This window comes from Streptomyces spinosisporus (genome assembly GCF_022698145.1).
Lineage (GTDB): Bacteria > Actinomycetota > Actinomycetes > Streptomycetales > Streptomycetaceae > Streptomyces > Streptomyces spinosisporus.
This window is the reverse complement of sequence record NZ_JALDAX010000006.1, coordinates 312,877-338,938: the sequence shown is the minus strand read 5'-3', so window position 1 is coordinate 338,938 and position 26,062 is coordinate 312,877. Positions and strand designations below refer to the sequence as shown.

Sequence of the window (26,062 nt, the reverse complement as noted above, 5' to 3'; positions counted from 1 at the left end):
GGAAATCGGTTGCGGTGGGGCCGGTGATCCGGGTGAGGTGATGGCATGGGCGGTGCCACGGAACAGGCGCTCCGGTCGAGCACAGCGAGTGACCGGGTGCCGGAGCGGCGACCGACTCCGTGGCAGCGGCTCGCGGTGCTCGGGGCACTGATGCTGGCCGCCTTCACCTTCAACACGGCGGAGAACCTCCCGGTCGGTCTCCTGGAGCTGATCTCGCACGGCCTCCGGGTGTCCGTGCCGGCCGTCGGCCTCCTGGTGACCGGCTACGGCGTGACGGTCGCGGTCAGCTCCGTGCCCATCGCCCACGTCGTACGCACCGTTCCCCGCCGCCATGTGCTCACCGCGCTGCTGGCCGCACTCGCCGTGTCCAGCCTGGTCGCGGCACTGGCGCCGACGTACTGGCTGCTCCTCGGCGCACGGCTGCTGACCGCGCTCGCGCAGGCCCTGTTCTGGGCCGTGATGGGTCCGGTCGCGGTCGGCCTGTTCCCGCCGCGGGTGCGCGGACGGGTGGTCGGGGCGCTGTCCGTCGCGGGCTCGCTCGCCCTCGTGCTCGGCGTGCCCGCCGGAACCTGGCTGGGGCGGCGGACCGCCTGGCAGGTGCCGGTCGCCGCCCTGGCCGCGCTCGCCGCGGTCTCGCTCGTGACCGTCGCGACGCTGCTGCCGACCTCGCGCCCGGAAGAGGAGCCCGCCGCCTACGGGACCGGCCCCGACGTCCGCCGGTTCGCCACGGTGCTGACCGCCGGGGCCCTGTCCGCCACCGGCGCGTTCGCGGGATTCACCTACATCGCGAAGTTCCTCGGTGACGTGGGCGGGTTCTCGCCGGGTACGGTCGGCCTGCTGTTCGTGGTGTTCGGCCTCGCGTGTCTGGCCGGTGTGAGCATCACCGGCGCACTGCTGGACCGCTTCCCGCGCTCCGCCCTGTCCGCCGCCGTGGCGACCCAGGCGGTGGGCCTGACCGGCCTCTACGCGACCGGAGACCGGCCCGTCGCGGCAGTGGTGTTCCTGGTGCTGATGGGCGGTGCGCTCGGACCGGTCTTCATGACCACCCAGAACGAGATGCTGCACTGCGCCCCGGGCCGCACCGACCTCGCGCTCGCGGCCAACTCCGGTGCCTACAACGCCGGAATCGCAGCGGGCGCGGCCCTCGGCGGGCTGGTGCTCGCCCTGGCCGACGTACGGGCCGCGTTCCTCGCGGGCGGGCTGATGACGTGCGCGGCCGGAGCGGTGCTGCTCGTGGGCCGGCTGCTTTCCTCCGATGCGTCACGCGCATGAGGCATGAGTTCTACGTGGTAGCTTCCGCATCGTGGGCATGAGTCTTGAGGAACGTGTGCGGTCCGCGGTGGCAGCCCTGCTGCACGCGACCGGTGAGTCGCAGACCGAGCTCGCCGCCGCCCTGGGAGTGAGCCAGGCACAGGTGAGCCGTCGCCAGTCCGGCTCCGCGACGTGGAGCCTGACCGACTGCGATGCCGTGGCCGCGCACTACGGCATCGACGCCCTCGACCTCCTCGCGGGGCCCACCCGCGCCACGGAGGCGCTTCCCGTCGGACGGCGCCGCGTCGTCGGCCGTCAGACCGGGTCCCCGTCGCCGGCCGCGGCCGTACCGGACGGGGGAGCGCGATGACGGACTTCGACGCCATCGACGCGCTGCTCGCCGGGGCCAGGAAGGAGGTCCCGCTGCCGCCCGCGCAGGAGCGGCGGGCGCTGCGCGAGGAGCTGAACGTCTCGCGGGCCCAGCTCGCGCAGGCCCTGGGCGTCGGACCCTCCACGGTCGGCGGCTGGGAGTCGGGCCGCGACCCGAGCGGTGAAGTACGGGAGAAGTACGCGTACTTCCTCTCGGGAGCGCGGAACAAGCTGGCCGCCGAGGAGACGGAGGAGGCCACCGTCGAAGAGGCCGGGGACGGACCGGCCGCAGCGCCCGAGGACGCGGTGTGCGCGGACGAGGAGGGGAGTGCGGGACCGGACGGCGAGGTCGCCGTCCTCGACGCGCCCCAGCCCTGTGTGCTGTGCGGACAGCCCGCGCGGCATCAAGTCGCGGGATTCGCGCAGCACTTGGACCCCGCCGAGTGCGGCACGGCCGAGCCTCCTCGGTCCCGGCGGGAGCCTCGTTCGCCCGCACGCGCAGGAGTCAAGGTCGTTCCCGTCGGCCGTCGTATGCAGACGGCCGACAGCCCCGACCTGATCGGCGCGGCGGTCACACGCGCCCTCGACGAGCACGCAGGCGATGTGGAAGCGGCGACCAAGGCGCTGCTGAAGCGGGCGATCCCGGACGCGATGGCGCTGCTGGACCACAGCCGCAAGGGTGGCCGCTACGACGTGATCGCGCACCCCTGGCTGCCGGACATCCTGCGCAAGCAGACCGCCCGCGGCGCGGACCAGGTCTGGGAGGCCCGCCCCAAGTGGAGCAGGCCCGAACTGCCGCCCGGGGAACACGAGGTGACCGCGCTCGACATCAACGGCGCCTATCTGTCCGCCCTCAAGACCCACCTGCCGCTGGGGCAGTTGGAGCACTCCACCGGCAACCACCACGACCGGCGCCGCTCCGGCATCCATCTGATCACCCCGCCCGCATGGGAGCACGACGCGTGTCTGCCCAACCCGATCGGCAGCCGCGACGAGCCGGGTCCGCTGTGGGTGACCGAGCCGACGCTACGCATGCTGCTGCGGCTGTCGGGCCCGAAGTACGGTCTGTGCGATCCGCCGGAGATCCATGAGTCGTGGACGTCCGGGGCGACGGAAGGGCTGCTGGAGAAGTTCCGTGTCGCGCTCAAGGACGCCCGGGACCGGGCGATCGCGACCGGTGACGAGGTGACGCTGGAGTACGTCAAGGCCATGTACTCGAAGTTCGTCTCCACGCTGGGGGAGTCGAACTACAACCGCGAGCTGTACCGCACCGACTGGATGCACATCATCCGCTCGCAGGCCTTCGCGAACCTGTGGTGGAAGGCGCAACGCGCCTACGACGAGGGGTTGTTGGTGGTGCGTGCGATGGGCACCGACGAACTCCACGTCATCGGCGACTGGCGCGCGGTGTTCCCTGAGGGGCGCGGGGTCGCCGAGGTGAAGGTCAAGGACGTCTACACCGTCGGCACTCCGGACAGCGCGGGCTGACTGGGGGCCGCCGGGTACCGCGCGTCAGGAAGCGGCGTAGCGCGCCAGTTCGGTGGCCAGGCGTTGCATGACCGTACGGTTGGCGCGTCGCATCGTGGCCCGGACGACGGGAGCCAGCAGGCGGTCGGGGAGTGGGGCGCGCACCCAGGAGTAGGTGAAGGCGACCCGGCTTCCGCCGTCCGGCAGGGGCTCGATGGTGTAGGTGCCGTGGGCGAGGCGCCGGCCGGCCGCGCTGACGTTGCGCTCCATGATGCGGCGGGGTGCGTCGACCTCGACGACCTCGATGGTGACCTCGGTCTTCGTGCCGCCGAGCGCGGCGGTGACCGTGGCGGACGAACCCTTGCCGCGGTCGGGGCCGTTGTAGCGCCAGTCGGTCAGGTAGTGGTCGGTGAAGCGCTCGTGGTGAGCCATGACATCGAGGAAGTCGTAGACCTGCTCGGGCGTCTGCGGAACGTCGATCGACACGGTGACGGGCTGCATGTACCACACGGTACATGTACCGTGTACCAATTGGTACACTCGCGAAGTGACGAGTACGGGCGACTCAGGCTCCGAAGGTGCGGGCGGCAAGGACGGGGACCGGCGCGCGCAGCTGGTGGACGCGGCGGTCGACCACGTCGCGGCGCACGGCATCGGGGACCTGAGCCTGCGCGGCCTGGGCGCGGCGATCGGCGTCAGCCACCGGATGCTCATCCACTACTTCGGCTCCAAGGAGCAACTCCTCGTGGAGATCGTCCGCGCCTCCGAACAGCGCCAGCGCGATCTGCTGTCCCGGCTGCGAGCCGAGCCCGGCGTCTCACCGGTCGACGCCGCGCGACTGCTCTGGCGGCAGTTGACGGATCCGCAACTCGCCAACCAGGAACGGCTGTTCTTCGAGATCTACGGCCAGGCACTGCGCGGCCGCCCCGAGGCGGTGCCGGTCCTCGACAACCTGGTGTCGGACTGGCTGGAACCCCTCGTGGCCGCCGAAGTCACCGCCGGCACGGACCCGGCCACGGCCCACAACCGCGCCAGACTCGGCCTCGCCACCGTCCGCGGCCTCCTCCTCGACCTCCTCGCCACCGGCGACCGCGAGGGCGTGGACGCGGCGATGGAGGAGTTTTTTCGGCTGTATTACGGCCCGGGGTGACCTGATGTTTGTGCGGCCGTACGGCAATTACGCGCCCGGCGTCAGCGTCTCCGCCCACTCCTTCGTCGTGGTGACGTCGCCGCGGCGGTTGAGGAGTTGGGTCAGCAGGGTGTTGTGGAGGGCGGGGTCGGGGTCGGCGCAGGCGTCGGAGAGGACGGTGACGCCGTAGTCGAGGTCGGCCGCCTGTAGTGCGGTGGACAGGACGATGCCGCTGGTGGCGATGCCGGTGAGGACGAGGTGGTCGATGTCCTGGGCGGCGAGTATCTGCTGGAGGTTGTTGCCCGCGAAGGCGCTGACGCGGTTCTTGGCCACGACGATCTCGTCGCCGTGCGGGGCCAGGTCCGGATGGATCGCGGCGTTGGGGTCGTCCTCGGTGAACAGTCCGGAGGGCAGGGCGCCGAAGATCTTGTTGCGGGGATGGACGTCCACGTGGCCGGGGCGGAGCCGTAGGACGACGTGGATGACGGGGATTTCGGCGGCTCGGGCCGTTTCCAGTGCCCGGCCTGCGGCGGGCAGGTAGTCGTCGGGAACGTGGGCGAGGTTGGCGACCTGGTGGTCCATGGAGAGCAGGGCGGTGCGGGGCATGGTTCGGCCTTTCGCGACGGGAGGGGGTGGTACGGGTGCTGGGTTTTCGTACGGGGCCGCGGAACGGCTATGCCGTGCGCGCCGGTTCGGCCGGGTCGGCCGCCAGGCGGCGCAGGCTGCCGTCGAGGACGGTGATCAGGAGGTACAGGACCCCGGCGCCGAGCATGATCCAGGCCAGATGGTGCATCCCGGAGGTGCCGGCGTGCTGCCCGAAGGACGCGGCGGTCGCGGAGGAGGCGACCATCGAGCCCAGATAGGCGAACGTCCGCAGCAGTCCCGCGGAGGAGGCCGTGCGCTCCGGGTCGGACTGGAAGTAGACCGAGTTCTGCAGGGCCAGGTTGTTGGACCCCTGCGGCACTCCGAAGATCACGGCAAGGAGGAGCAGCGTCCACAGCGGGCTGTCCGCGGTGAGGGTCAGCATCAGCGCGCAGGCCACGATCTGGCCGGTGCCACCGAGCAGCAGCTTGCCGAGGACCCCGCGGCGGCGCCCGGCCACGACGGAGACGCCGATGCCCACCAGGAACATCGGGATCTGCACGAGCCCGGCGTGGAAGGGGTCGAGCCCGTAGCTCTCCTCCGTCCACTGGGTGAAGCCGTAGAGGAAGGCGTACGAGACGACGTAGGCCACCAGTGCACGGCCGTAGGTGGCCAGCAGCGGAGCGTTGCCGCTGAGCACCCGTAGATCGATGAAGGGTGTGGCGGCGCGCAGTTCGCGGACGGCGAAGGCGGCCCCGGCGGCGACGGCGATCACCGGCAGGTACCAGGTGCTCGCGTGCAGGTTCATCAGGAACAGCAGCAGCGAGAACAGCATGGCGGCGAACAGGGCCATGCCCGGCAGATCGATCTGCGCGGTCACCCTGCCGCGGGCCGTCGCGTCGGTGCGCGGCTGCTTCGGCAGCCGTAGCGCGCCGAGGGTGACCGCGACCACGGCCAGCGGGATGTTGAGCGCGAACGTGGAGCGCCATCCGCCGAGCCCGATCAGCAGACCGCCGAGCAGGGGGCCGATCACGGCGATGGTCTGGTTGGCGACCGCCAGCGCGGTCAGCAGACCCGCCGGGCTGTCCTTGCCGGTCCGCTCGGCCTCGCTGCGCAGCAGGGCCATGGCGGCGGGGTAGCCGGCGCAGGTGCCGAAGCCGAGCAGGACCCGCGCGCCGATCAGGACCGCGAGATTGGGTGCCAGGGTGCCGACGATGCCGGCGACTCCGACGAGGCTGGTGCTGGTGAGGAAGAGGCGGCGCGGGCCGAAGATGTCGATGAGCCGGCCGACGATCGGCTGCCCGAGCGCGGTGGCCAGATAGAGCGCCGAGACCAGCCAGGCGGTCTGTGCGGGCGGCGCCCCGAACGCGGCGCCGATGGGCACGAGCGCGACGGCGATGACGGTGGAGTTGATCGGGTTCAGGACCGAACCCAGCATCATCGGGGGTATGAGCCGACGGTCGATGCCTGCCGTGCCGGTGGCATCGCGTGTCACGGTGGTCCGGTCAGTCATGGAGCAGTCGCTCCAGTACCGCCATGGCCGTGATCACGGTCTGCCTCTCTTCCTCGGTGCACTTCTTCTGCAGCTGGTCCGCGAGCCACTCACCGCGGGCCTGTCTCGCCTCCTCGGCGCGCCGCCGCCCCTCGGCGGTGAGGGCGATCAGCATGCGGCGGCCGTCCTCCGGGTCGCGGCGCCGCTCGACCAGCTTCAGGCCCTCCAGCGCGGCGACCGTGCTCGCCATCGACTGGTGCCGCATGCCCTCGATCCCGGCGAGATCACTGACCGACAGCCCGTCGTTGTCGATGAGGCGGGCCAGCACCGATGCCTGCGTGAGGCTGATGTCCCCCGTGTCGGCGGCGGCGCGGATACGTCGCCGCAGGCGCCCGACGACGGTCCGCACGTCATGTGCGGCGCTGACGGCCGAGGGCGACGGTGCACCGTGATCGCTCATGCACCCCACTGTAGGAACGTCAGTCCAAGTTGTCCAGTTTACCTGCGCAGCTAACCTGGACAACTGGTCGGAGGCGTCGTCAGGTGCGTTGATCGGCCGTCGGAGGCAGAGGTCCGAGCACCGGATTGGTCAGGTGCTGGTAGATGATCGAGGTGCGGAAGCTGATGATCTCGCGCCTCTCGGTGAAGTGGTCCAGCAGGAACGCGTGCAGGTGGTCGATGTCCTGCGCGGTGACGTGGACGAGGAAGTCGTCGCTGCCGGCCATGGTGTAGACGGAGACGACCTCCGGCAGCTGCGTCACGGACTTCTCGAAGGCCGCGACCACCTCCCGGCGCAGCGGCCGGATCTGGGTGGCCACCATCGCCTGGACCGGGCGGTTGAGCGCGCGCAGGGAGACCTGCGCCCGGTAGCCCTGGATGATGCCGCGCCGGTGCAGAAGTCGCGTACGTTCCAGGCATGTTGAGGGTGCGATGCCGAGTTTCTCGGCGAGCGCGCGGTTGGACAGCCGACCGTCCAGCTGCAGATGGTGCACGATCGCCGAATCAACTTCGTCCATGACTACTCCCGTTCCGAACGCGCCGAATTAAATTCGGCGGATCACTGAATGGCCCGCGCATCAGCCTAGCTTCTGACGCATGAGCCAAGCATTTGCGCATGAAGAGGTCGTCATCCGGCGCGGCGGCCGATCCAGGCTGCCGCTGATCGTCGCCATCCACTCCCGGGCCCTGGGCCCGGCGGTCGGCGGCTGCCGGCTGCGCCACTACGACAGCTGGCAGGACGGACTGGCGGACGCGCTGCGCCTGTCCGAGGCCATGACCTACAAGGCCGCCGTCGCCGGTCTGGACTTCGGCGGCGGCAAGAGCGTGATCGCCCTGGACAAGGACACCGAACTCACCGCGGACCGGCGCCGGTCGGCGCTCGAGGACCTGGGCGAGCTGATCGCCTCCTTCGACGGGTCCTACCGCACCGGCCCCGACATCGGCACGGGCCCGCAGGACATGGTCGTCCTGAAGCGGTTCTCGCCGTACGCGTACTGCACTCCCGAGGAACACGGCGGCACCGGCAACTCCGGTGCCCCCACCGCCGCCGGTGTCCTGGCCGCCCTGCGCGCGGGGGCCCGGCACGTGTTCGGCGACGCGTCCTGCGCCGGCCGTACCGTGGTCATCAGCGGTTACGGTTCGGTCGGCGGCGGCGTCGCGGCAGGCCTCGCCGCCGAAGGCGCACACGTCGTCGTCTCGGACGTGGAGCGCTCGCGCAAGGACGACGCACTGGCGCGCGGGTACGGCTGGGTGGAGCCCGACGAGGCCCTGTCCGCCCCGGCCGACATCCTCGTCCCGGCCGCCGTCGGAGGCGTCCTGAACGACGAGACGGTGCCCCGCCTCGCCGCACCCCTGGTGGTCGGCCCGGCGAACAACCAGCTCACCGACGAGTCCGTCGCCGACGCCCTCGCCGAGCGCGGCATCGTCTGGGTGCCCGACTACGTCGCGGGCGCCGGCGGCATCGTCTACGTCCTCAGCCGCGAATCGGAGGACTACGGCCACGAGGCCGCCGGGAAGCGGGTGGAGGGCATCGGCGACACCGTCAGCCGTGTCCTCGACGTGGCACGCTCGACGGGTGTCACTCCGCTGCGGGCGGCCCGGCAGATCGCCGAGCGCAGGCTGGCGGTCAACGGCGGCGGTGATGCGAAGGCATCGTAGTGATGCGTGGTGAGGCGAAGTGATGCGAGGGCATCGGCGGAGGAGAGCACGTGGAAGACCAGGGGCAGCAGGAGCAGGCGAGCCCGGAGGTGCACAAGCGCATCCAGGACAGCTTCGACCGGCAGGGGCTGATGCGCCACCTCGGTGCGCGGATCTCGCACATCGCGCCGGGCCGCGTGCACATCGTGCTGCCCGCCCGCCGCGAACTCACCCAGCAGCACGGCTACTTCCACGCCGGGGCCACCAGCGCCATCGCGGACAGTGCCGGTGGGTATGCGGCCTACACCCTGTTTCCCGAGGACTCCGAAGTGCTCACCGTCGAGTACAAGATCAACCTTCTCGCACCCGCCATCGGTGACCACATCGAGGCGGTCGGTACCGTCCTGAAGTCCGGACGCACCCTTACCGTCTGCCAGTTGGAGGTGCACGCGGTCCAGGACGGTCGGCGCAAGCTCGTCGCCAACGGCCAGCAGACCCTGATCCGCGTCAACAGGCCCGAGCGGTGAACGCGCTGCCAGCCGGGGCGACTTGGTGGCAGCGGCCGTTCCCCGACGCGAACGTGCTGCTGCTCCATGGGCGGCAACCGGCCCTGGTCGACAGCGGGTTCGTCGGCCATGCCGAGGAGACCGCTGCCTGGGTCCGCGGAATGTCGGCGCGCCATGGGGGAGAGGTCGCCCTGGTCGTGAACACCCACTGGCACTCCGACCACGTCGGCGCGAACGGGCTCCTTCAGGCGCGGGGCGCCGGCATCGCGGCCGGCGCCCCGGAGGCCGAGGCCGTCGTCCGCAGGGACGCGGGATGCTGCGCGGCCGAGTACCTCGACCAGCCGGTCGCCCCGTACACGGTCGACCTGTCCCTCGACGACGGACAGATCCTCCGGCTCGGGGACACGGACTGGGAAGTCGTCCGCACCCCCGGGCACACCCCCGGCCATCTCGCCCTGTGGCAGCCGGAGGAGCGGCTCCTCGTCGTCGGGGACGCGCTGTCGGACTACGACGTCGGCTGGGTGAGCCTCGCCCTCGACGGCCCCGAGGCGGCCCGCACCGCACTCACGTCCCTGCAGCGGATCGCCGCCCTCGAACCCGCGGTGATCCTCCCCTCCCACGGCCCCGTCCCCGCCGACACCGCCGCGGCCTTCACCGCCGCGCTGCGCCGGGCCCAGCGCCTCGTCGACGACCCGGAGGGAGCGGTCTGGTACGGCGCCCGCCGGATCTTCGCGTTCGCGCTGATGATCCGCGAGGGGATGCCGTCCGCCGAGGTCGAGCCGTATCTGCAGGCACGGACTTGGCTGACCGACGCCGCCCGGCTCCTGAGCCGCACCCCGGAGACCCTCGCCGCCGAGCTGGTGCGCACGATGCTCGCGGGCGGCTCGGTCGTCCTCCGCGACGGCCACCTCCACGCCGCCGCCGACCACACCCCCGTAACGGCCGAGTCGCTACGGGTGCCCTACCCCCGCGAGTGGCCACCCCCGAAACCGCGCTGACGGGGAGCCCCTCCGGGCGGGCCCCCGGATACGCAGCGGCACCACGCGGGCCGCTCCCGCGGAACCGCGCCGTCACCCAACCGGCCGAGCCCCGCACCCGCCCCCACACCCCGGACGACCACCACGACCCGACGCCACCCGCGCTCCGCGCACGCCCCTTGGCAGGACCTTGGCACCACAGGCCCGCATGCGCGCCCCCGCCACACGGCGCACCCTGGTCCCGTGGCCAGCTCCCAGCCCGTCGTGATCTACCCGCCCGCCGAGGACGGCGGACGGCGGGTCCGCGTGGGCGAACAGTTCCGCGGCATGGCGTACGGCCTCCTGGACATCGTCGAATTCCTACGCCTGGCCGGCCTGGACGACGTCGACGACACCTGGGTACGCCAGTCGGGCCTGATCGAGTGGCGGGGCGGCGGGCCGGAAGTATGGGGGCGGGAGGCGCAGTGACGGCGCCCTTCATGGTCAATCGCGCGGTCCCGGTGACGCCAACGCACCGGTCCCCGCCGGTGGCCTCAACCGCCGGCGCCCTTCCGCATGATGACCCGGCGCCTCACCACTGCAGCGCGGCGGCCCGGGCGCACCAGGGAAGCGGTGAGCGGAGCGGGAGGGGCGGCGCCGTGACGGCGCCCTTCGGCGTCCGTCGCCCCTGCCTGGCCCGCCGCACTTACCTGCCCATCCGCGTCGATCGCCCGCACCGGAGGGGGCTTCAACCCCCCGATGGTTCTCGCACGATCGCCCGAACCTCACCACCTGGTCTGTCGACTCCACCGCGTCCGGTGCGTCGATGCGTCCCAGGAGTAAGGACCTGGCAGTCCTGCGTGAGCGAGTGGCGGGGCGGCGGCCCGGACGTGTGGGGCAGTAAGGGGAGCGGGGGCGGCGTCGTGACGGCGCCATTTGGCGCCAATCGCCAGTGGTCTTCCGCGCGATGACCCGAAACTTCATTCCTGCCTGATCGCGTGGCTGCGACGGCCGGGCGTACCGGAGGCGGTGAGGCCAGCGGGAGGGCCGACGTCGTGAGGGTGCCTTCGGCATCCGTCGCCCGTGCTCGGCCCGCCGCCCCCCAGGGGCCCATCCACGTCAATCGCCCACCCCCGGAGGGAAGCACCCCCGGAGGGAAGCCTCACCCCCCGGTGCTCTCCCGCACGATCACCCGATGCCCCACCACCTGATCCCGCAACTCCACCGCATCCGGCGCCTCAATACGTTCCAGAAGCAACGCCACCGCAGCCCGGGCGATCTGGTGTTTGTCCGGGGCGACGGTGGTGAGGCTGGGCACGCTGAATTGGGAGGCCTCGATGTCGTCGAAGCCGATGACGTCGAGGTCGCCCGGTACGGAGCGGCCCAGGTCGTGGAGGGCTCGTAGGGCGCCCAGGGCCAAATGGTCGTTGAGGCACAGCAGGGCGTCGGGGCGGGGGTTGCGCTCCATGAGGGCGGCCGCGGCACGGGCCCCGTCCCGCCAGTGGTAGGCGTCCACGGGGAGCACGAGGTCCGGCTCGAACGGCAGTCCGGCCTTCTCCATGGCCTCGCGGTACCCGTCGGTGCGCAGCCGGTCGGTGCCCTGGCGGCCGCGGACGGCGCCGCCGATGACGGCTATGCGGCGGCGCCCCCGGGACAGCAGGTGCTCGGTCGCCTCGCGGGCCGCCGTGACGTTGTCGATGCCGACATGGTCGGTGCCGCCCTCGGCCGGACGCTCGCCGAGCAGCACCACCGGCAGGCGCCGGTCCCTGGTGGCGAGGTCACGCGGGTGCAGGGCGAGCGGGCTGAGGATCAGCCCGTCGGAGAACTGGGCGTCGAAGCCGTGCAGCGCCGCCAGTTCGCGCTCGCGCACGGCGCCGGTCTGGTGGATCAGGACGGTCCGTCCGCGGGCGTCGGCCTCGGCCATCACATGCTTGGCCAGCTCGGCGAAGTACGCCACGTCGAGCTCCGGCACGGCAAGGGTGATCATGCCGGTACGGCCCTGCCGCAGCTGCCGCCCCGCGATGTTGACGCGGTAGCCGAGGGCGTCGATGGCCTCCTGGACGGCGGCGCGGGTCCGCTCCGAGACATGCTCGAAGTTGTTGATCACGTTGGAGACGGTCTTGGGCGAGACACCCGCGTACTCCGCCACGTCCTTGATCCTGGGTCTGGCCGCCACGCTGTTCTTCCTTCCGCCTGCCCGTGATCGTACCGACCACCAGAAATCGCTTGCGGGCCGAACCGGTTTCTGCCGACCCATTTACAACGATGTAATCGCCATGGTGACATAGCGCCGCACCAACCCGCACCACCCCACTACGCAAGCCCCCAGCACCACCAGGCAACGCAAGCCCACCACCCGCAACGCAACCCCAGCACCGCACGGCGCAAGCCCAGCACCACCACAAGGCGCAAGGAGACCCATGCCCTCCCCCCGTCCCTCGGATCCGCCCCGCCCGGAGTACCCCAGGCCGCAGTTCGTGCGCGAGGCCTGGCTGAACCTCAACGGCGAGTGGCAGTTCGAGATCGACCGGTCCGACACCGGGCTCGAACGAGGACTGCGCGAGCGCGAGCTCGACGACCGCATCGTCGTCCCGTTCTGCCCGGAGTCGACGCTGTCCGGGATCGGCGAGACCGACTTCCTCGAAGCCGTGTGGTACCGGCGCACCGTCACCGTCCCCGAGGACTGGGCGGACTCCCGGGTCCTGCTGCACTTCGGCGCCGTGGACCACGACACCACCGTGTGGGCCGACGGCGTCGAGGTGGCCCGGCACCGGGGCGGCTTCACCCCGTTCACCGCCGACCTCGGCGAAGTGGCCGTCGCAGGACAGGAGTTGACGCTCGTCGTACGGGCCCGCGACAGCCGCCACGGCGTCCAGGCCCGCGGCAAGCAGGCCACCTGGTACGCCAACTCCCACTGCCACTACACCCGTACGACCGGCATCTGGCAGACCGTCTGGCTGGAGCCCGTCCCGCGGGCCGCCGCCCTCGGGCGCCCACGCATCACCCCCGACCTGGCCTCCGGCTCCTTCCACCTGGAACTGCCGCTGACCGCGAACCTCCCCGGCCACCGGGTGCGCGTCACCCTCGCCGACGACCGGGGCGAGATCGTCACCACCGAGACCCGCGCGGACCTCGACCTCGCGCCCCGCCTGGTGCTCACCGTGCCCGCCGACCGGCTGCGCCCGTGGTCACCGGCCGACCCGCACCTGTACGACCTCACCCTGCAACTCCTCGACGCCGACGGGCAGATCGTGGACACGGCCACCTCCTACGCCGGTCTGCGTTCGGTCTCCGTCCGCGGCAAGCGGCTGCTGCTCAACGGCGAGCCCGTCTTCCAGCGCCTCGTCCTCGACCAGGGCTACTACCCCGACGGCCTGATGACAGCGCCCACCGACGCCGACCTGGCGCGCGACATCGAACTGGGCCTGCGCGCCGGATTCAACGGCGCCCGGCTGCACCAGAAGGTCTTCGAGGAGCGCTACCTGTACCACGCCGACCGGCTCGGCTACCTGGTCTGGGGCGAGTTCGGCGACTGGGGCTGCGAGACCGGCGTCCGCGACGACAACCAGCGCCCCGACGCCTCGTACGTCACCCAGTGGCTGGAGGCACTCGAACGCGACTACTCGCACCCCTCGATCGTCGGCTGGTGCCCGCTCAACGAGACCTATCAGCCGCTGCACGACCGCATCACCCGGCTCGACGACGTCACCCGCGCCATGTTCCTGGCCACCAAGCAGGCCGACGCCACCCGCCCGGTCATCGACGCCTCCGGCTACGCCCACCGGGTCGCCGAGACCGACGTCTACGACTCCCACTGCTACGAGCAGGACCCGGCCGCGTTCGCCAAGGCGATGTCCGGGCTCGCCGAGGACCGGCCGTACGTCAACGCCGCGCCCGACGGACGGCCCTGGTCGGTGCCGTACCGCGGACAGCCGTACTTCTGCAGCGAGTTCGGCGGCATCTGGTGGGACCCCGAGGCGGCGGCCGCGGCCGGCGACCAGCGCGACGCCTCCTGGGGGTACGGCGAACGGCCGTACACGGAGGAGGAGTTCATCGAGCGCTTCGCCGGGCTGACCGCGGTGCTGCTCGACGACGCGGACATGTTCGGCTACTGCTACACCCAGCTCACCGACGTCTTCCAGGAGCGCAACGGCGTCTACCGCTTCGACCGCTCCGAGAAGCTCGACACCGCACGGCTGCACCGGGCCCAGACGCGTCCGGCGGCGTACGGGAACACCCCGTAGCACCCCTTCGTACGAAGCACACACCCCTGCCCAGAACTTGCATCGATGTAAAGAGGGAGCACCATGACCGGCACACCCGCACCCGTCGGTCCCCCCGGCCTGACCCGGCGCCGTGCGCTCACCGCCGCGCTCGCCACCGGGACGGCCGTCCTGGGCGCCGGCGCGCTCAGCGGCTGCGGGTCCGCGCAGGCCGCCGACGCATCCACCGTCCGCCTGTGGGACCTGTTCAGCGGCGCCGACGGCGGTCTGCTCAACGACATGGTGCGCGCCGCGGGCCCCGACATGCCGGGCACGCACATCGAGCGCACCGTCCTGGAGTGGGGAACGCCCTACTACACCAAGCTCGCCATGGCCTCCGCCGGGGGGCGCGGCCCGGACGTCGCCGTGGCGCACATGTCACGGCTGGCCGGCTATGCGCCCTCCGGGCTGCTCGACCCGTGGGACCTGGACGTGCTGGCCGAATACGGCATCAGGCGCGACGACTTCACCGACGCCGTGTGGGCGCGCACCCAGTACCGCGGACACACCTACGCCGTCCCTCTCGACACCCATCCCTTCATCGTCTTCTTCCACCCCGAACCGGTCGCCAAGGCGGGCCTGCTCACCAAGGACGGCACGCTGGACGCGGACGCCTTCTCCTCGCCCGACCGCTTCCTCGCCGCCGGCAAGGAACTCGCCAAGGCATCCGGCAAGCAGGGCGTCGCCTTCGGCTACGTCAACGACACCGCCCAGGGCTGGCGCCTGTTCTACGGCCTCTACAAGCAGACCGGCGGCATCTTCGAACTGCCCGAGGGCGGTCCCGCGAAGGTCGACATCGACCGCATGACCGAGGTCATCGCCTTCATGGCGAAGCTGTGCGACGGCAAGGTCAACCCGGGACGGCTCGACTACCCGGCAGCCATCGCGGCCTTCGCCAACCGCCAGACCGCGATGATCCTCTCCGGCGAATGGGAACTCGGCACGTTCCGCGCCGCGGATCCGAAGGTGAGCGCCGCACCGTTCCCCACCGTCTTCGACACCCCCGCCATCTACGCGGACTCGCACTCCTTCGTGCTGCCCCGCCACCCCGACCTCGACCCCGAGCGCCGCCGCCGCACCCACCGCGCCGTCGCGGCCCTGCTCAAGGCCGGCCAGATCTGGGCCACCGCGGGCCACATCCCCGCCTACGGCCCCGTCACCCGCACCGCCGCCTACCACCGTCTCAAGCCCCAGTCCCACTACGCGCAGGCCCAGGACCATGTCGTCCTCGACCCCACCGCGTGGTTCGCGGGCGCCGGCTCCGACTTCCAGAACGCCATGTCGCAGGTCCTGCAGCAGGCCCTGCACGACGGCCTCGCCCCCGACCGTGCGGCGCGCGCGATGGTGCGCCGCCTCAACACCTTCCTGTCCAAGCCCAGCCCGGCCTGACCCGATCGCGCACCCCCTCGCCCAGGAGCACAACGATGTCCTCTCCGCATGCCGCGCCCCGCCCCGGGGCCACGCCCGTGCGCCGAGCGGTCCCGCCCGGCCTGCTGTTCGCGCTGCCCTTCCTCGTGCTGTTCGCCGTCTTCATGGTCTGGCCGCTGGTCCAGGGCCTGTGGATGAGCCTGACCGACACCTCCCTGTCGGCCCACGCCCCGAGCTTCATCGGCCTCGACAACTTCACCGAGGCGTTCGGGGACGCCGAGATGTGGCGCGCCCTCGGCCACACCGTGTTCTTCACCGTCATCTCGACCGTGCCGCTGGTCCTGGTCGCGCTCGTGATGGCGCTGCTCGTCCACACCGGCCTGCCCGGCCAATGGGTGTGGCGGCTGGCGTTCTTCGCCCCCTACCTGCTGCCCGTCGGCGTCGTCAGCCTGCTGTGGATGTGGCTGTACCAGCCCGACCTCGGCCTCTACAACCATCTGCTGGACGTGGTGGGCCTCGGCCAAGTGGCCTGGCTCAGCGACGAGTCGGTCGCCATGTGGGCCATCGCCCTGGCCACACTGTGGTGGACGGTCGGCTTCAACTTCCTGCTCTATCTGGCCGCGTTGCAGGCCGTCCCGGACCATCTCTACGAGGCCGCCGCCCTCGACGGCGCCGGTGCCTGGCGACGCCTGTGGTCGATCACGCTGCCCCAGCTGTCCCGCATCACCGTGGTGATCACCGTCCTGCAGATCCTGGCCTCCCTGAAGGTCTTCGACCAGATCTATCTGCTCACCAAGGGCGGCCCGAACGGCTCCACCCGCCCGATCGTCGAGTACGTCTACGACATCGGCTTCACCGGCTACCGGCTCGGTTACGCCTCGGCGATCAGCTATGTCTTCTTCGCCCTCGTCCTGATCGCCTCCGCCGCCCAGTACGCCGCCCTCCGCCGCCGGGAGAAGTGACATGACCTCCACCGAGCTGCCCGTCCGCACCGCCCCGGCCTCGCAAGCAGCGGGCCCCATCAGGGAGTTGGCCATCACCCGGCGCGCCCGCGGCGGCCGGACCAACCTCACCCTCGGCGAGAACCGCGTCAGCCGCGTGCTCGCCCTCGGCGCTCTCGCGGTCCTGGCGCTGGTGTGGCTGCTGCCGGCCTCCTGGGCGCTGCTGACCGCGTTCAAGTCGGAGGCCGACGCCAGCGATCCCGCGCACTGGTTCTGGCCCCGGCACGGCTTCACGCTGCACGGCTTCAGCACCGTGTGGGAGCGCGGCGACCTGCCGCTGTGGATGCTCAACAGCCTGCTCATCTCGGCCGCCGTCACGGTGATCACCGTGCTGGTCTCGGCGATGGCCGGATACGCCTTCTCCCGCACCCGATTCCCCGCCCGGCGCCCGCTGTTCGTGCTCACGGTCGCGGCCGTGCTGGTGCCGCCGCAGATCCTGATCGTGCCGTGGTTCCAGCAGATGCTCACCCTGCATCTGCTCGACACCTACGCCGCGGTGATCCTGCCGCAGACCGTGGCGCCCGTGATGGTGTTCATCCTGAAGAAGCACTTCGACTCGCTGCCCGACGAACTGGAGGAGGCGGCCCGCATCGACGGCGCCGGTCACTGGCGGATCTTCTGGTCGGTGCTGCTGCCGCTGTCCCGGCCGATGCTGGCGGCCGTCGGGATCTTCGTGTTCATCGGGGCGTGGAACAACTTCCTGTGGCCGTTCGTGTCGACGTCCGACCCCGCGCTGATGACCCTGCCGGTCGGCATCACCTCGGTGAAGGACGCCTACGGCATCCAGTACGCCCAGACCATGGCCTCCGCCGTTCTCGCGGCCCTGCCGCTGGTCGTGGTCTTCGTGTTCTTCCAGCGACACATCGTCAAGTCCGTGGCCACAACGGGTCTGGGCGGTCAGTGAGGTCGCTGGGACACTTCGAACCGTGCACTCGCCTACATCGATGTAAAGGAGCCGTCCATGCGCGTCAGACCGCGCATCACCCCCCTCACGGCCGTCCTCTCGCTCCTGGCCGTGCTGCTCGGACTCGTCGCCGTCGCACCGGCCTCCGCCCGGCCCGCCGCGCCCCCTTCCGCGCCGGCGAAGGCGGAGGCCGCGGCGGGCACCTTCCGCAACCCGCTCAACACCGGCCCGGACCCGTTCATGACGAACTGGAACGGGAACTACTACCTGACCACCACCCAGGGTGACAGCATCCGCATGTGGCGCTCGCCCTCGCTCGGCACCCTGCTGACCGCCGACCCCGTCACCGTGTGGACGGACAGCGACGCCTCCCGCAACCAGCACATCTGGGCACCGGAGTTCTACCGCTTCGGCAACCGCTGGTACCTCTACTACACGGCCGACGACGGCACCGACGACCACCACCGCATCTACGTCCTGGAGTCCGACGGCGACGACCCAGCCGGCTCCTACCACTTCAAGGCCAAGCTGGCCCCGCCCAACCACGCCTCCGACTTCGCCATCGACCCGGGCATCCTGCAGCACAACGGCCGTCTGTATCTCGCCTACGCGGGCATCAACCAGTACCAGCACAACGGCATCAACATCGCCCCGATGTCCAACCCCTACACGGTCTCCGGCGACGCGGTCGCGATCAACGCCGCGGGCGGCTGCGCCGAGGTCCGCGAGGGACCGGAGTTCCTGAACCGCAACGGCCGTACGTGGATGACGTATTCGACCTGTGACACCGGCAAGCCCGACTACCAGGTCTGGATGATGTCGCTGGCCGACGGCGCCGACCCGCTCGTGCCCGCCAACTGGCAGCAGCACTCGGGCCCGGTCTTCTCGCGCGCCGACGACCACGGCGTCTACGGCCCCGGCCACCACGCCTTCTTCCGCTCTCCGGACGGCACGGAGGACTGGATCGTCTACCACGCCAAGTCGACCTCGGCGTACACCTACACCGACCGCACCACCCGCGCCCAGAAGATCACCTGGAACGCCGACGGCAGCCCCAACCTCGGCCGGCCGCTCGCCATGGGCGCGACCCAGGACCTGCCGTCGGGCGACCCCGGCTCGGGCACGTACTGGATCAACGACGACGGCCGCTCCAGCGGTGACGGCACTCTCGCCTACACCGGCACCTGGAACTCAGGCACCGGCTGTGCCACCCAGTGCTTCTGGGGCGACGACCACTGGATCGACCAGGCGGGCGACACCGCGACCTTCACCTTCACCGGCACCCGGATCGCCCTGCTCTCCGTCCGCGACACCGGCAACGGCATCGCCGCGATCAGCGTCGATGGCGGCGCCGAGCAGCGCGTCGACTTCTACGGCTCGATCCGCACCGGAGAGACCCTGCAGTACCTCAGTCCCAAGCTGGCGTCCGGCCGGCACACCCTGCGGGTCCGGGTGACCGGCGAGCGCAACGCCTCCTCCCAGGCGGCGTTCGTGAGCATCGACAGAGCGGAGGTGTACACCAAGTGAGCGCATTCATACGGCACTTCGGACGTCTCGCCGCGACCGTGACGGTCCTGGCCGCCGCGACGCTCGGCCTGACCGCGTCACCCGCGGCCGCCTCGGACGGCGCCCGCCTCGTCATGGACCGGGACTTCGCCGACCCCGACGTGGTGCAGGTGGGCGGCACCTATCACGCCTACTCCACCAACTCCGACGGCAAGTACATCCAGCACGCCACCTCCACCGACCTGCTGCACTGGACGATGGCCTCCACCGACGCCCTTGCAGGAGTGGGTAGTTGGGCGAAGCCGGAGCGCTCCCTGGTGTGGGCGCCCGACGTCTTCGACAACGGCGCCGGCTTCACCATGTACTACGTCGCCCGGGACCGGGCGAGCGACCGGCAGTGCATCGGGGTGGCCCGATCGGCGTCCCCGGACGGCCAGTTCAGCCCGGTCGGTGACGCTCCGCTGGTGTGCCCGGCCGCACAGGGCGGCGCGATCGACCCGTCGACGTACACCGAGAACGGCCACCGCTATCTGCTGTGGAAGAACGACGGCAACTGCTGCGGCCAGGACACCTGGCTGTATCTGCAGGAGGTCGCCTGGGACGGCACCCGCACCACCGGCAGTGCCGTCCCGCTGATCCGCCAGGACCGCTCCTGGGAGGGCGGCCTCGTCGAGGCGTCGACCCTGGTCAACCGGGCGGGTCACTATGTGCTGTTCTACTCGGCGGACTTCTACGGCGACGACCGCTACAAGACGAGTTACGCCGTGGCCGACAGCCTCACCGGCCCGTACACCAAGGCCGCCGCCCCGCTGATGACCACCGACTCCTTCTCCGGGACCGTCCACGGACCCGGCGGACAGGACGTGGTGACCGGACCCGACGGCCGCGACCGGATCGTCTTCCACGGCTGGAACGCCGACCGCACCCACCGCTCCCTGTACGTCGCGGACCTCGGCTGGGCGAACGGCTATCCGGTCGTCGACGGCAGCAAGGTGATCTACCAGGCGGAGAACGCGTCGGTGCACGACGCCGCCGTACGGGACGCCGCCGGTGCGCTGGACGGCCGGGCCGTCGGGCACATCGACAACGACGACAGCTATGTGGAGTTCTCGGTCTTCACCCCCGCCACCGGATCGCACACCCTCACGGTCCGCTACGGCAACGGCTCCCTGAACTCCGCCGGTTCACCCGCGAGCTCCTCGCACCGCCTCACCGTGAACGGCACCGCCGCGGGCGAGGTCCGCTACCCGTACACCGGCTGGGACAACTGGCAGTACACGGCGGTCTCCGTCGATCTGCACGAGGGCTGGAACACGATCCGTCTCGGCAAGGGCGAGCTGTACGCGGAACTGGACAGCATCGAAGTCGCCTGACGGCGGATCGCACCCGTCCGACGTGACAGGACGGGCATCTGCCTGGTGCGGCAGGACGAGGGGGAGACCAACGGCAAGTCGCCCCCTCGTCAGCTCCACCGGCCTCAGCGCAGACGCAGGGCCTCGCGCATCGTCGTGAACAGGTCGGTCTGGTTGGTGACGGCGAGGACACGGTAGGCCAGCGGGCCCTGCGCGGCGATACGGACCTCGGTGCCCGTGTGCTCCTGGGACTGACCCGGGGTGTTGGTCGAGTAGTTGACCTTCAGCTGCTGGCCCTCGTCGGTGACGAGGGTGGAGGACAGGCCGGGCGGGGTGGCCTCCAGCGGCACGATCTGGCTGGTGTGGCCGTGGTCGGCGGAGGTGACCACCAGGGTGTCGGGGTGCTTGGCGGCGTAGTCGCGGGCGACCTTCACCGCGCGGTCGAAGGCGGCGGTCTCGCCGATCTGGCCGCAGGGGTCGGCGGCGTGGTCCTGCTTGTCGATCGAGGCGCCCTCGATCTGCAGGAAGAAACCCTGCTTGGAGTGCTTGGACCGCTGCTTGGCCTCCAGCAGCTGGATCGCCTTGGCGGCGGAGTCCGCGAGACTCGGGGTCGTCGAGGGGCGGCCCGGGTTGGAGGTGACGCACCGCTGCGGGTCGGTGCCGCCGACCGCGGCGGCCTTGCCGGTCCACTCCACGGGCACGTTGCCGGAGGCGAGCAGGCCCAGCACCGGCTTGCCGGACTTCACGGACTTCAGGCCCGCGCTGTCGGTGACGACCTGGTAACCGAGCCGCTGCGCCTGCTCGGTGACGGTCAGGCCCTTGTACGTGCCGTCGGTGACCTTCTGGTCGAAGCGCTGCTTGCCACCGCCGATCAGCACGTCGACCTTGTGGTTGACGGACTGCTCGGCGATCGAGCCGGGTCCGCCGGCCGCGATGGTGTCGGCCGGGCAGTTCGCCATGTCGGCCGGGCCCTGGCAGGACCGGTCGGTGACGTGCGAGGCGAGCACGGCCGGGGTGGCGTCGGTGAGTTCGGACGTCGTCACGCTGCCGGTGGCGTAGCCGTTCTTCTGCGCCAGCTCCAGGATGGTGCGCACGGGCCGGTCGCTGCCCGGGGTCTTGGAGATACGGCCGTTGACCGTCTTGACGCCGGTGGCCCAGCCGGTGCCGCTGGCGGCGGAGTCGGTGACGTAGTCCGGCGTGCCGTCCTGGTGCACCGCGTACGTCGTGTAGGCGCCGGTGAGCGGGAACCTGTCCATGTTCAGGCGGCCGTCGGCGCCGACGGTGTAGTCCCGGGCGAGGGTGATCTCCGAGTCGCCCATGCCGTCGCCGATGAGCAGGATGACGTTCTTCGCCTTCCCGCCCTGGATCGCGTTCCTCACGTGCTGCGAGCTGTCGAAGGCGCCGGCGGCGGTCGTGACGGCCACGGCGGCGGAGGTCGCGGTGACCACGGCGGTGGCGATCGTGAGGCGGCGGGTGAGTCTGGGCATGAACTGCGCTCCTTGAAACGTCCGGCGTCCCGCATGAGTGCGTGCGGTGACCAACGACGGCCACACCACCAGGCATGGGCAAAGCAGGGGTAAATGGATGGTCGAGTTCCCACAACCGGGACATGACACAAGCGCGGGACCGCGCCGGACGCGGCGGGGGCGCTACGACTGCGGCGGCTCCACCCGGCCGAGCCAGGCCGTGAGGAGTGCCTCCAGGTGTGCCGCCTCCTCGGCGGTCAACGCGTCCAGCAGGCGCCGTTCGTTGCGCATGTGCTCGGTGAAGGCCGCGTCGATCAGCTCCCGTCCGGCATCGGTCAGTGCGACGACGCGGCCCCTGCCGTCGGTCTCGGAGCGCCGTCGGCTCACCAGGCCCGCGCGCTCGAGCCGGTCGATCCGCTTGGTCATGGCGCCGGTGGTCACCATGGTGTGCTCCGACAGCTCGCTCGGGGCCCGCTCGTAGGGCTCACCGGCGCGCCGCAGCGTGGCCAGTACGTCGAAATCACCCTCGCTGAGGCCGAACCGCCGGTAGACGACGCACAGTTGCTCGGTGAGCAGCCCGCCGAGGCGATGGAGGCGGCCGATCACGCCCTGCGGGCGCACATCGACGTCCGGGCGTTCGCGCGCCCACTCCGCCTGGATCCGGGCCACATGGTCGAGGTCGTCAGCCATGGCTTCACTATATCTTCCAAGGAAGCTATATTACCTTCCATGGAAGCTACCTTGCGCTGGACGGCCGTCACGGCGATCGCTCCCGTGGCCTGGGGCACCACCTATTACGTCACCCACGAGTTCCTCCCCGAGGGAGATCCGCTCTACGGAGCGGTCATCCGGGCGCTGCCCGCCGGCGCCCTGCTGCTGGCGGTCGCCCGCCGGCGCCCGCACGGCTCCTGGTGGTGGAAGTCGCTGGTCCTCGGCGCGCTCAATACGGGCGTCTTCTTCTTCCTCGTCTACGTCGCCGCCCAACTGCTCCCCACGAGCCTCGCCTCGACGATCATGGCGACGTCACCGCTGGTGATGATGCTGACGGCGTGGCCGCTCCTGGCCGAGCGCCCGGCGCCACGCCACCTCGTGGGCTCGGCCGCCGGGATCGTGGGCGTGTGTCTCATGCTGCTCACCGGTGTGACGCGAGTGAACGCGCTCGGTGTGCTCGCCTCGGTCTCGGCGCTGATCCTGTCGTCGCTGGGATACATCCTCGCCAAGCGCTGGAGCCACCAGGTCGACGTCCTCGCCGCCACCTCCTGGCAGCTCATCGCGGGCGGCCTGCTCCTGCTGCCGGTCGCCGTCGCCGTCGAGGGAGCGCCCCCCGCCCTCGACGCGTCCGCCGCTCTCGCCTTCGGGTACGTCACGACGGTGGCCACGGCGCTCGCCTTCGCCGCCTGGTTCGCCGGACTGCGCCGACTGCCCGCCGCGACCGTCGGACTGGTCGGGCTGCTCAACCCCGTCACCGGTGTCCTGCTCGGTACGGTCGTCGCCGGTGAGGCCCTGACCCTGCAGCAGGCGGGCGGACTTGCCCTGGTCCTGACCGGGGTCGTGCTCGGCCGACCGGTGGGCGAGCGCGCGCGGGAGACGGTGGCTGTGCCCGACCCGGCGCCCCGCGCGCCGGCGTCCACCGGCGCCCGCACCGGTCACGGCGCATGACGGTGACGCGGCCTACGTCCCGGCCGGAGCGGTCTGCTTCCCCGGTCGGCGTGCTGCGAGCGGGCGGTCGCTGATGGCCGCGTCGAGGACGGCCTCCGCCTGCTCGCGGGCGTGACCGATGGGGTCCGGGAAGATGGCCAGGCCGTGCGCGACCAGCGCCCCCTCGTGGAGCAGCATGAGCGTCCGGGCCAACCGGTCGGAGCCCGCCGGTACGGCGTCCGTCAGGAGGTCGGTGAACAGGCCGAGCATCCACTGCTTCTGCCCGACGATGATCGGGTGCGCCGGATGCGAGGGATCACTGATCTCCGCATGCGCCTTGACCATGCTGCAGCCCTTGGCGCTGTGCCGGCGCACCCAGTCCCGGGAGGCGTCGAAGACGGCCGCCACGCGGTCCCGCGGCTCGGGTCCCGCCTCGTCGAGCCGTTGTGCGAGGAACGCCCTCCACCGCTCGTCGCGGTCCGCGAGGTACTCCACGACGATCTGTTCCTTCGAGCCGAACCGGTCGTAGAGGGTCTTCTTGGTGACCCCGGCCTCCGCCGCGATGAGGTCCACGCCGACGGCGTGGATCCCGTGCTCGTAGAAGAGCCGCGCCGCGGCTTCCAGCGCCCGGCGCGCCGCCGGTGTCATGTCGATCCGACGCACCCCCTGCACCTGCATCGCTTCCGACCGCACTGCTTCCGGTCCATCCATGCCTCCCGAGTATACAGATCTGTATAGTGGGCGGCGAGTATACCGATCTGTTTAGTCGTCTGGTCCGACGTTCGGAGGCGAAGTGAACATCCTGCTCTCGGTCGCCTTCGTGCTCTGCTGGAGTTCGGGGTTCATCGGGGCGAAGCTCGGCTCGGGCAGCGCACCGGCGGCCACCCTGCTGATGTGGCGGTTCCTGCCGCTGGTCGTGATCCTGCTCGCCGCGAGCGCGGCCCGCGCCGCTCGCTCCGCCCGCGCCGCTCGCTCGGCCCGTCCCACGCTGCCGGACCTCGGCCGCCAGTGCCTCGTCGGGCTGCTCTCGCAGAGCGGCTATCTGCTCACCGTCTACTACGCCATCCAACTCGGCGTCTCCAGCGGCACCACGGCCCTGATCGACGGCGTCCAGCCCCTGGTCGCCGGTGCCCTGGCGGGACCGCTGCTGCGTCAGTACGTCGCTCCCCGGCAGTGGGTCGGCCTGTGTCTGGGGCTCACGGGAGTCGCGGTGGTCACCAGCGCCGACGCGGCCACCGGGACCGCCGACGCGTGGTGGGCGTACCTCATCCCGCTGCTCGGCATGCTCTCCCTGGTCGCGGCCACCTTCATCGAGAACAGGTCGCGTACGCCGGTCGCACCGTCGGTGTCGATGACCGTGCACTGCCTCACCAGCGCCGTGCTCTTCACGGCACTGGCGGCCTGCACCGGCACCATGACGCCGCCTTCCGACATCGCGTTCTGGACCGCCGTCGCCTGGCTGGTCGCCTTGTCGACCTTCGGCGGGTACGGGCTCTACTGGCTCATCCTGAGGCGGTCGGGAGTCACCGAGGTCAACACGCTCATGTTCCTGATGGCCCCCGTCACCGCGGTCTGGGGAGCCCTCATGTTCGGCGAACCGCTCGGCCTGCAGGCCCTGTTGGGGCTGGCCGTGACGCTCGCGGCAGTCGTCGTCGTGCAGCGCGGCAGGTCAGGCCCTGTCCGCCGGCCTCACCCGGACTGACGCCGCGGTCCCGGTCGACGCCGCCGTCGTCGAGCAGCTCGGTGTTGGCGCACCAGCAGCCCTACGGTCGCGAGTACGTCCGGACGCGCGCCGTGTGTCAGCAGCGCGGCACCCCTGCGCTCCACGTCCCGCAGACGCAGGTGCTGGACCGCGATCAGCGTTTCGAGAAACGGCTGCTGCTCCGGTTCGACGAGGTGCGGGAGGTCCCGGCAGGAGTCCAGCGCGGAGGCGGCCAGACGCGCCTGGGCGGTGACCAGACGTTCGACGGCGGGGAGATGATCGCCCGACCCGCGCGTCAGGTCCGTGGTGTCGAGGCCGAATCGGGCCAGCGTGTCACACGGAACACCGATCCGGCCCTCGGCGGCGTCCTCGGACAGATCCGCCAGGAAGTCGATCCGCTGCATGGCCTCGATCAAGGTCCTGCAGCCGTCCCGGAACGTCAACTTGTCGGCGGATGGCGACAGTTCGAGCAGCGAGGCCGTGAGCATGAGGGCGGGCAAGGAATAACTGTCCACGTACGCCTGGAATGCGTCCTCGGTGTCGAAGCCGGACCAGGCGACCTCCGTCGGCGCACCGTCGAGGAAGTCCCGCACGCGCGCCGCCATGAACGGATGCCGGCGAGCGGTGTCCCCAAGGGCCCTCAACACGGGCAGCGCGGGCTGCTCGGCGCGGACCTGCTGCCCGAGCGCGGCCGTGACCTGCTCGTCCCAGGAGCGCAGCGCCGCCTGCCGGGCGCTCGTCTCCCCACTGTCGATGCGCTCGTCGGTCTCGTGCATGAACGCGACGGCCGCGACCACGGAGGGGTGCAGCCGCGGCGGGAGGAGCAGCCGGACCGCGAGGTACTTGGCCGGTGCGAACCGCCGGACCGCCGAGCGCTGCAGGCCGTAGTCCCTGCGCAGAGCGGGATCACTGATGCCGCACTGGTCCAGGGCGGTCGACCACCTGCTCACATGTCTCCTTGGCTTGCGGGCCGTT

26 protein-coding genes are annotated in these 26,062 nt (G+C 71.0%); 16 read left to right on the top strand and 10 right to left on the bottom strand.

The features are described 5' to 3' along the window. Positions 1-150 precede the first annotated feature (150 nt). From MQN93_RS18930 to MQN93_RS18920, 3 genes are read left to right on the top strand one after another with little or no spacing between them, the layout of a single operon-like run. Positions 151-1,272, top strand: coding sequence for an MFS transporter (locus MQN93_RS18930; RefSeq protein ID WP_242710523.1), 1,122 nt, complete (start codon positions 151-153; stop codon positions 1,270-1,272). 37 nt (positions 1,273-1,309) lie between these two features. Continuing rightward, entirely contained in the window at positions 1,310-1,621 is a 312-nt protein-coding gene (locus tag MQN93_RS18925) for a helix-turn-helix domain-containing protein (protein ID WP_242710421.1), read from the top strand. Beyond that, positions 1,618-3,108 carry a helix-turn-helix domain-containing protein gene (locus MQN93_RS18920; RefSeq protein ID WP_242710420.1) on the top strand — a complete coding sequence of 497 codons (1,491 nt, stop codon included), beginning with the start codon at positions 1,618-1,620 and terminating at the stop codon, positions 3,106-3,108. The genes MQN93_RS18925 and MQN93_RS18920 overlap by 4 nt, the downstream gene beginning before the upstream one ends. Positions 3,109-3,132: 24 nt before the next feature. On the opposite strand, the gene MQN93_RS18915 is transcribed toward MQN93_RS18920, so the two are convergent. After that, on the bottom strand, positions 3,133-3,588 hold the full coding sequence (locus MQN93_RS18915) for an SRPBCC family protein (RefSeq protein ID WP_242710419.1): 456 nt from the start codon (positions 3,586-3,588) through the stop codon (positions 3,133-3,135). Positions 3,589-3,634: 46 nt separating this feature from the next. On the opposite strand from MQN93_RS18915, the gene MQN93_RS18910 reads away from it, so the two are divergent. After that, entirely contained in the window at positions 3,635-4,237 is a 603-nt protein-coding gene (locus tag MQN93_RS18910) for a TetR/AcrR family transcriptional regulator (protein WP_242710418.1), read from the top strand. A gap of 27 nt (positions 4,238-4,264) precedes the next feature. Here MQN93_RS18910 and MQN93_RS18905 read toward each other — a convergent pair whose 3' ends face one another. The 4 genes from MQN93_RS18905 to MQN93_RS18890 all read right to left on the bottom strand — a co-directional run bounded on the left by MQN93_RS18905 (position 4,265) and on the right by MQN93_RS18890 (position 7,306). Beyond that, positions 4,265-4,822 (bottom strand): cysteine hydrolase family protein, encoded by a 558-nt coding sequence (locus MQN93_RS18905; protein WP_242710417.1) that lies wholly within the window; start codon positions 4,820-4,822, stop codon positions 4,265-4,267. A 67-nt stretch (positions 4,823-4,889) separates the two neighbouring features. Beyond that, positions 4,890-6,311: an MFS transporter gene (locus tag MQN93_RS18900; protein WP_242710416.1), complete on the bottom strand. Its 1,422-nt coding sequence runs from the start codon at positions 6,309-6,311 to the stop codon at positions 4,890-4,892. After that, entirely contained in the window at positions 6,304-6,750 is a 447-nt protein-coding gene (locus MQN93_RS18895; RefSeq protein WP_016430528.1) for a MarR family winged helix-turn-helix transcriptional regulator, read from the bottom strand. The genes MQN93_RS18900 and MQN93_RS18895 overlap by 8 nt, the downstream gene beginning before the upstream one ends. Before the next feature lie 79 nt (positions 6,751-6,829). Further along, a complete protein-coding gene (locus MQN93_RS18890) occupies positions 6,830-7,306 on the bottom strand; it encodes an Lrp/AsnC family transcriptional regulator (protein WP_242710415.1) in 477 nt (158 codons plus the stop codon). 79 nt (positions 7,307-7,385) lie between these two features. On the opposite strand from MQN93_RS18890, the gene MQN93_RS18885 reads away from it, so the two are divergent. The 4 genes from MQN93_RS18885 (at position 7,386) to MQN93_RS18870 (ending at position 10,377) form a co-directional block, all read left to right on the top strand. Then, the gene (locus tag MQN93_RS18885; RefSeq protein ID WP_242710414.1) at positions 7,386-8,447 is read left to right on the top strand and encodes a Glu/Leu/Phe/Val dehydrogenase dimerization domain-containing protein; all 1,062 of its coding nucleotides are present in this window, start codon (positions 7,386-7,388) and stop codon (positions 8,445-8,447) included. A 50-nt stretch (positions 8,448-8,497) separates the two neighbouring features. Further along, a complete protein-coding gene (locus MQN93_RS18880; RefSeq protein WP_242710413.1) occupies positions 8,498-8,953 on the top strand; it encodes a PaaI family thioesterase in 456 nt (151 codons plus the stop codon). Beyond that, positions 8,950-9,930: an MBL fold metallo-hydrolase gene (locus MQN93_RS18875; protein ID WP_242710412.1), complete on the top strand. Its 981-nt coding sequence runs from the start codon at positions 8,950-8,952 to the stop codon at positions 9,928-9,930. Before MQN93_RS18880 ends, MQN93_RS18875 begins: the two co-directional genes overlap by 4 nt. Before the next feature lie 222 nt (positions 9,931-10,152). After that, complete coding sequence (locus MQN93_RS18870; protein ID WP_242710411.1) at positions 10,153-10,377, top strand: hypothetical protein; 225 nt, start codon at positions 10,153-10,155, stop codon at positions 10,375-10,377. Between the two features lie 673 nt (positions 10,378-11,050). Here MQN93_RS18870 and MQN93_RS18865 read toward each other — a convergent pair. Beyond that, positions 11,051-12,064: a LacI family DNA-binding transcriptional regulator gene (locus MQN93_RS18865; protein ID WP_242710410.1), complete on the bottom strand. Its 1,014-nt coding sequence runs from the start codon at positions 12,062-12,064 to the stop codon at positions 11,051-11,053. 244 nt (positions 12,065-12,308) lie between these two features. Between MQN93_RS18865 and MQN93_RS18860 the strand changes: the two genes are divergently transcribed. The 6 genes from MQN93_RS18860 (at position 12,309) to MQN93_RS18835 (ending at position 20,302) form a co-directional block, all read left to right on the top strand. Further along, positions 12,309-14,132 carry a glycoside hydrolase family 2 protein gene (locus MQN93_RS18860; RefSeq protein WP_242710409.1) on the top strand — a complete coding sequence of 608 codons (1,824 nt, stop codon included), beginning with the start codon at positions 12,309-12,311 and terminating at the stop codon, positions 14,130-14,132. A 63-nt stretch (positions 14,133-14,195) separates the two neighbouring features. Beyond that, positions 14,196-15,539 carry an ABC transporter substrate-binding protein gene (locus MQN93_RS18855; protein ID WP_242710408.1) on the top strand — a complete coding sequence of 448 codons (1,344 nt, stop codon included), beginning with the start codon at positions 14,196-14,198 and terminating at the stop codon, positions 15,537-15,539. Positions 15,540-15,574: 35 nt separating this feature from the next. Continuing rightward, a complete protein-coding gene (locus MQN93_RS18850; RefSeq protein ID WP_242710407.1) occupies positions 15,575-16,480 on the top strand; it encodes a carbohydrate ABC transporter permease in 906 nt (301 codons plus the stop codon). Between the two features lies 1 nt (position 16,481). Further along, the gene (locus tag MQN93_RS18845) at positions 16,482-17,423 is read left to right on the top strand and encodes a carbohydrate ABC transporter permease (RefSeq protein WP_242710406.1); all 942 of its coding nucleotides are present in this window, start codon (positions 16,482-16,484) and stop codon (positions 17,421-17,423) included. Positions 17,424-17,480: 57 nt separating this feature from the next. Then, a complete protein-coding gene (locus MQN93_RS18840) occupies positions 17,481-18,950 on the top strand; it encodes a glycoside hydrolase family 43 protein (RefSeq protein ID WP_242710405.1) in 1,470 nt (489 codons plus the stop codon). Next, the gene (locus tag MQN93_RS18835) at positions 18,947-20,302 is read left to right on the top strand and encodes a family 43 glycosylhydrolase (RefSeq protein ID WP_242710404.1); all 1,356 of its coding nucleotides are present in this window, start codon (positions 18,947-18,949) and stop codon (positions 20,300-20,302) included. The genes MQN93_RS18840 and MQN93_RS18835 overlap by 4 nt, the downstream gene beginning before the upstream one ends. A 104-nt stretch (positions 20,303-20,406) precedes the next feature. Here the strand turns inward: MQN93_RS18835 and MQN93_RS18830 are convergent, their stop codons facing one another. Then, the gene (locus tag MQN93_RS18830; protein ID WP_242710403.1) at positions 20,407-21,768 is read right to left on the bottom strand and encodes an alkaline phosphatase; all 1,362 of its coding nucleotides are present in this window, start codon (positions 21,766-21,768) and stop codon (positions 20,407-20,409) included. 162 nt (positions 21,769-21,930) lie between these two features. Then, complete coding sequence (locus MQN93_RS18825) at positions 21,931-22,437, bottom strand: MarR family winged helix-turn-helix transcriptional regulator (protein ID WP_016430514.1); 507 nt, start codon at positions 22,435-22,437, stop codon at positions 21,931-21,933. A gap of 39 nt (positions 22,438-22,476) precedes the next feature. Between MQN93_RS18825 and MQN93_RS18820 the strand changes: the two genes are divergently transcribed. Continuing rightward, on the top strand, positions 22,477-23,406 hold the full coding sequence (locus MQN93_RS18820; RefSeq protein WP_242710402.1) for a DMT family transporter: 930 nt from the start codon (positions 22,477-22,479) through the stop codon (positions 23,404-23,406). 12 nt (positions 23,407-23,418) lie between these two features. On the opposite strand, the gene MQN93_RS18815 is transcribed toward MQN93_RS18820, so the two are convergent. Then, positions 23,419-24,033, bottom strand: coding sequence for a TetR/AcrR family transcriptional regulator (locus MQN93_RS18815; RefSeq protein ID WP_242710522.1), 615 nt, complete (start codon positions 24,031-24,033; stop codon positions 23,419-23,421). Between the two features lie 145 nt (positions 24,034-24,178). Here MQN93_RS18815 and MQN93_RS18810 point away from each other — a divergent pair, with 145 nt between their 5' ends. Then, on the top strand, positions 24,179-25,087 hold the full coding sequence (locus tag MQN93_RS18810) for a DMT family transporter (RefSeq protein ID WP_242710401.1): 909 nt from the start codon (positions 24,179-24,181) through the stop codon (positions 25,085-25,087). Here the strand turns inward: MQN93_RS18810 and MQN93_RS18805 are convergent. Further along, positions 25,075-26,037: a squalene/phytoene synthase family protein gene (locus tag MQN93_RS18805; RefSeq protein WP_242710400.1), complete on the bottom strand. Its 963-nt coding sequence runs from the start codon at positions 26,035-26,037 to the stop codon at positions 25,075-25,077. The genes MQN93_RS18810 and MQN93_RS18805 overlap by 13 nt on opposite strands. Positions 26,038-26,062: the final 25 nt, after the last annotated feature.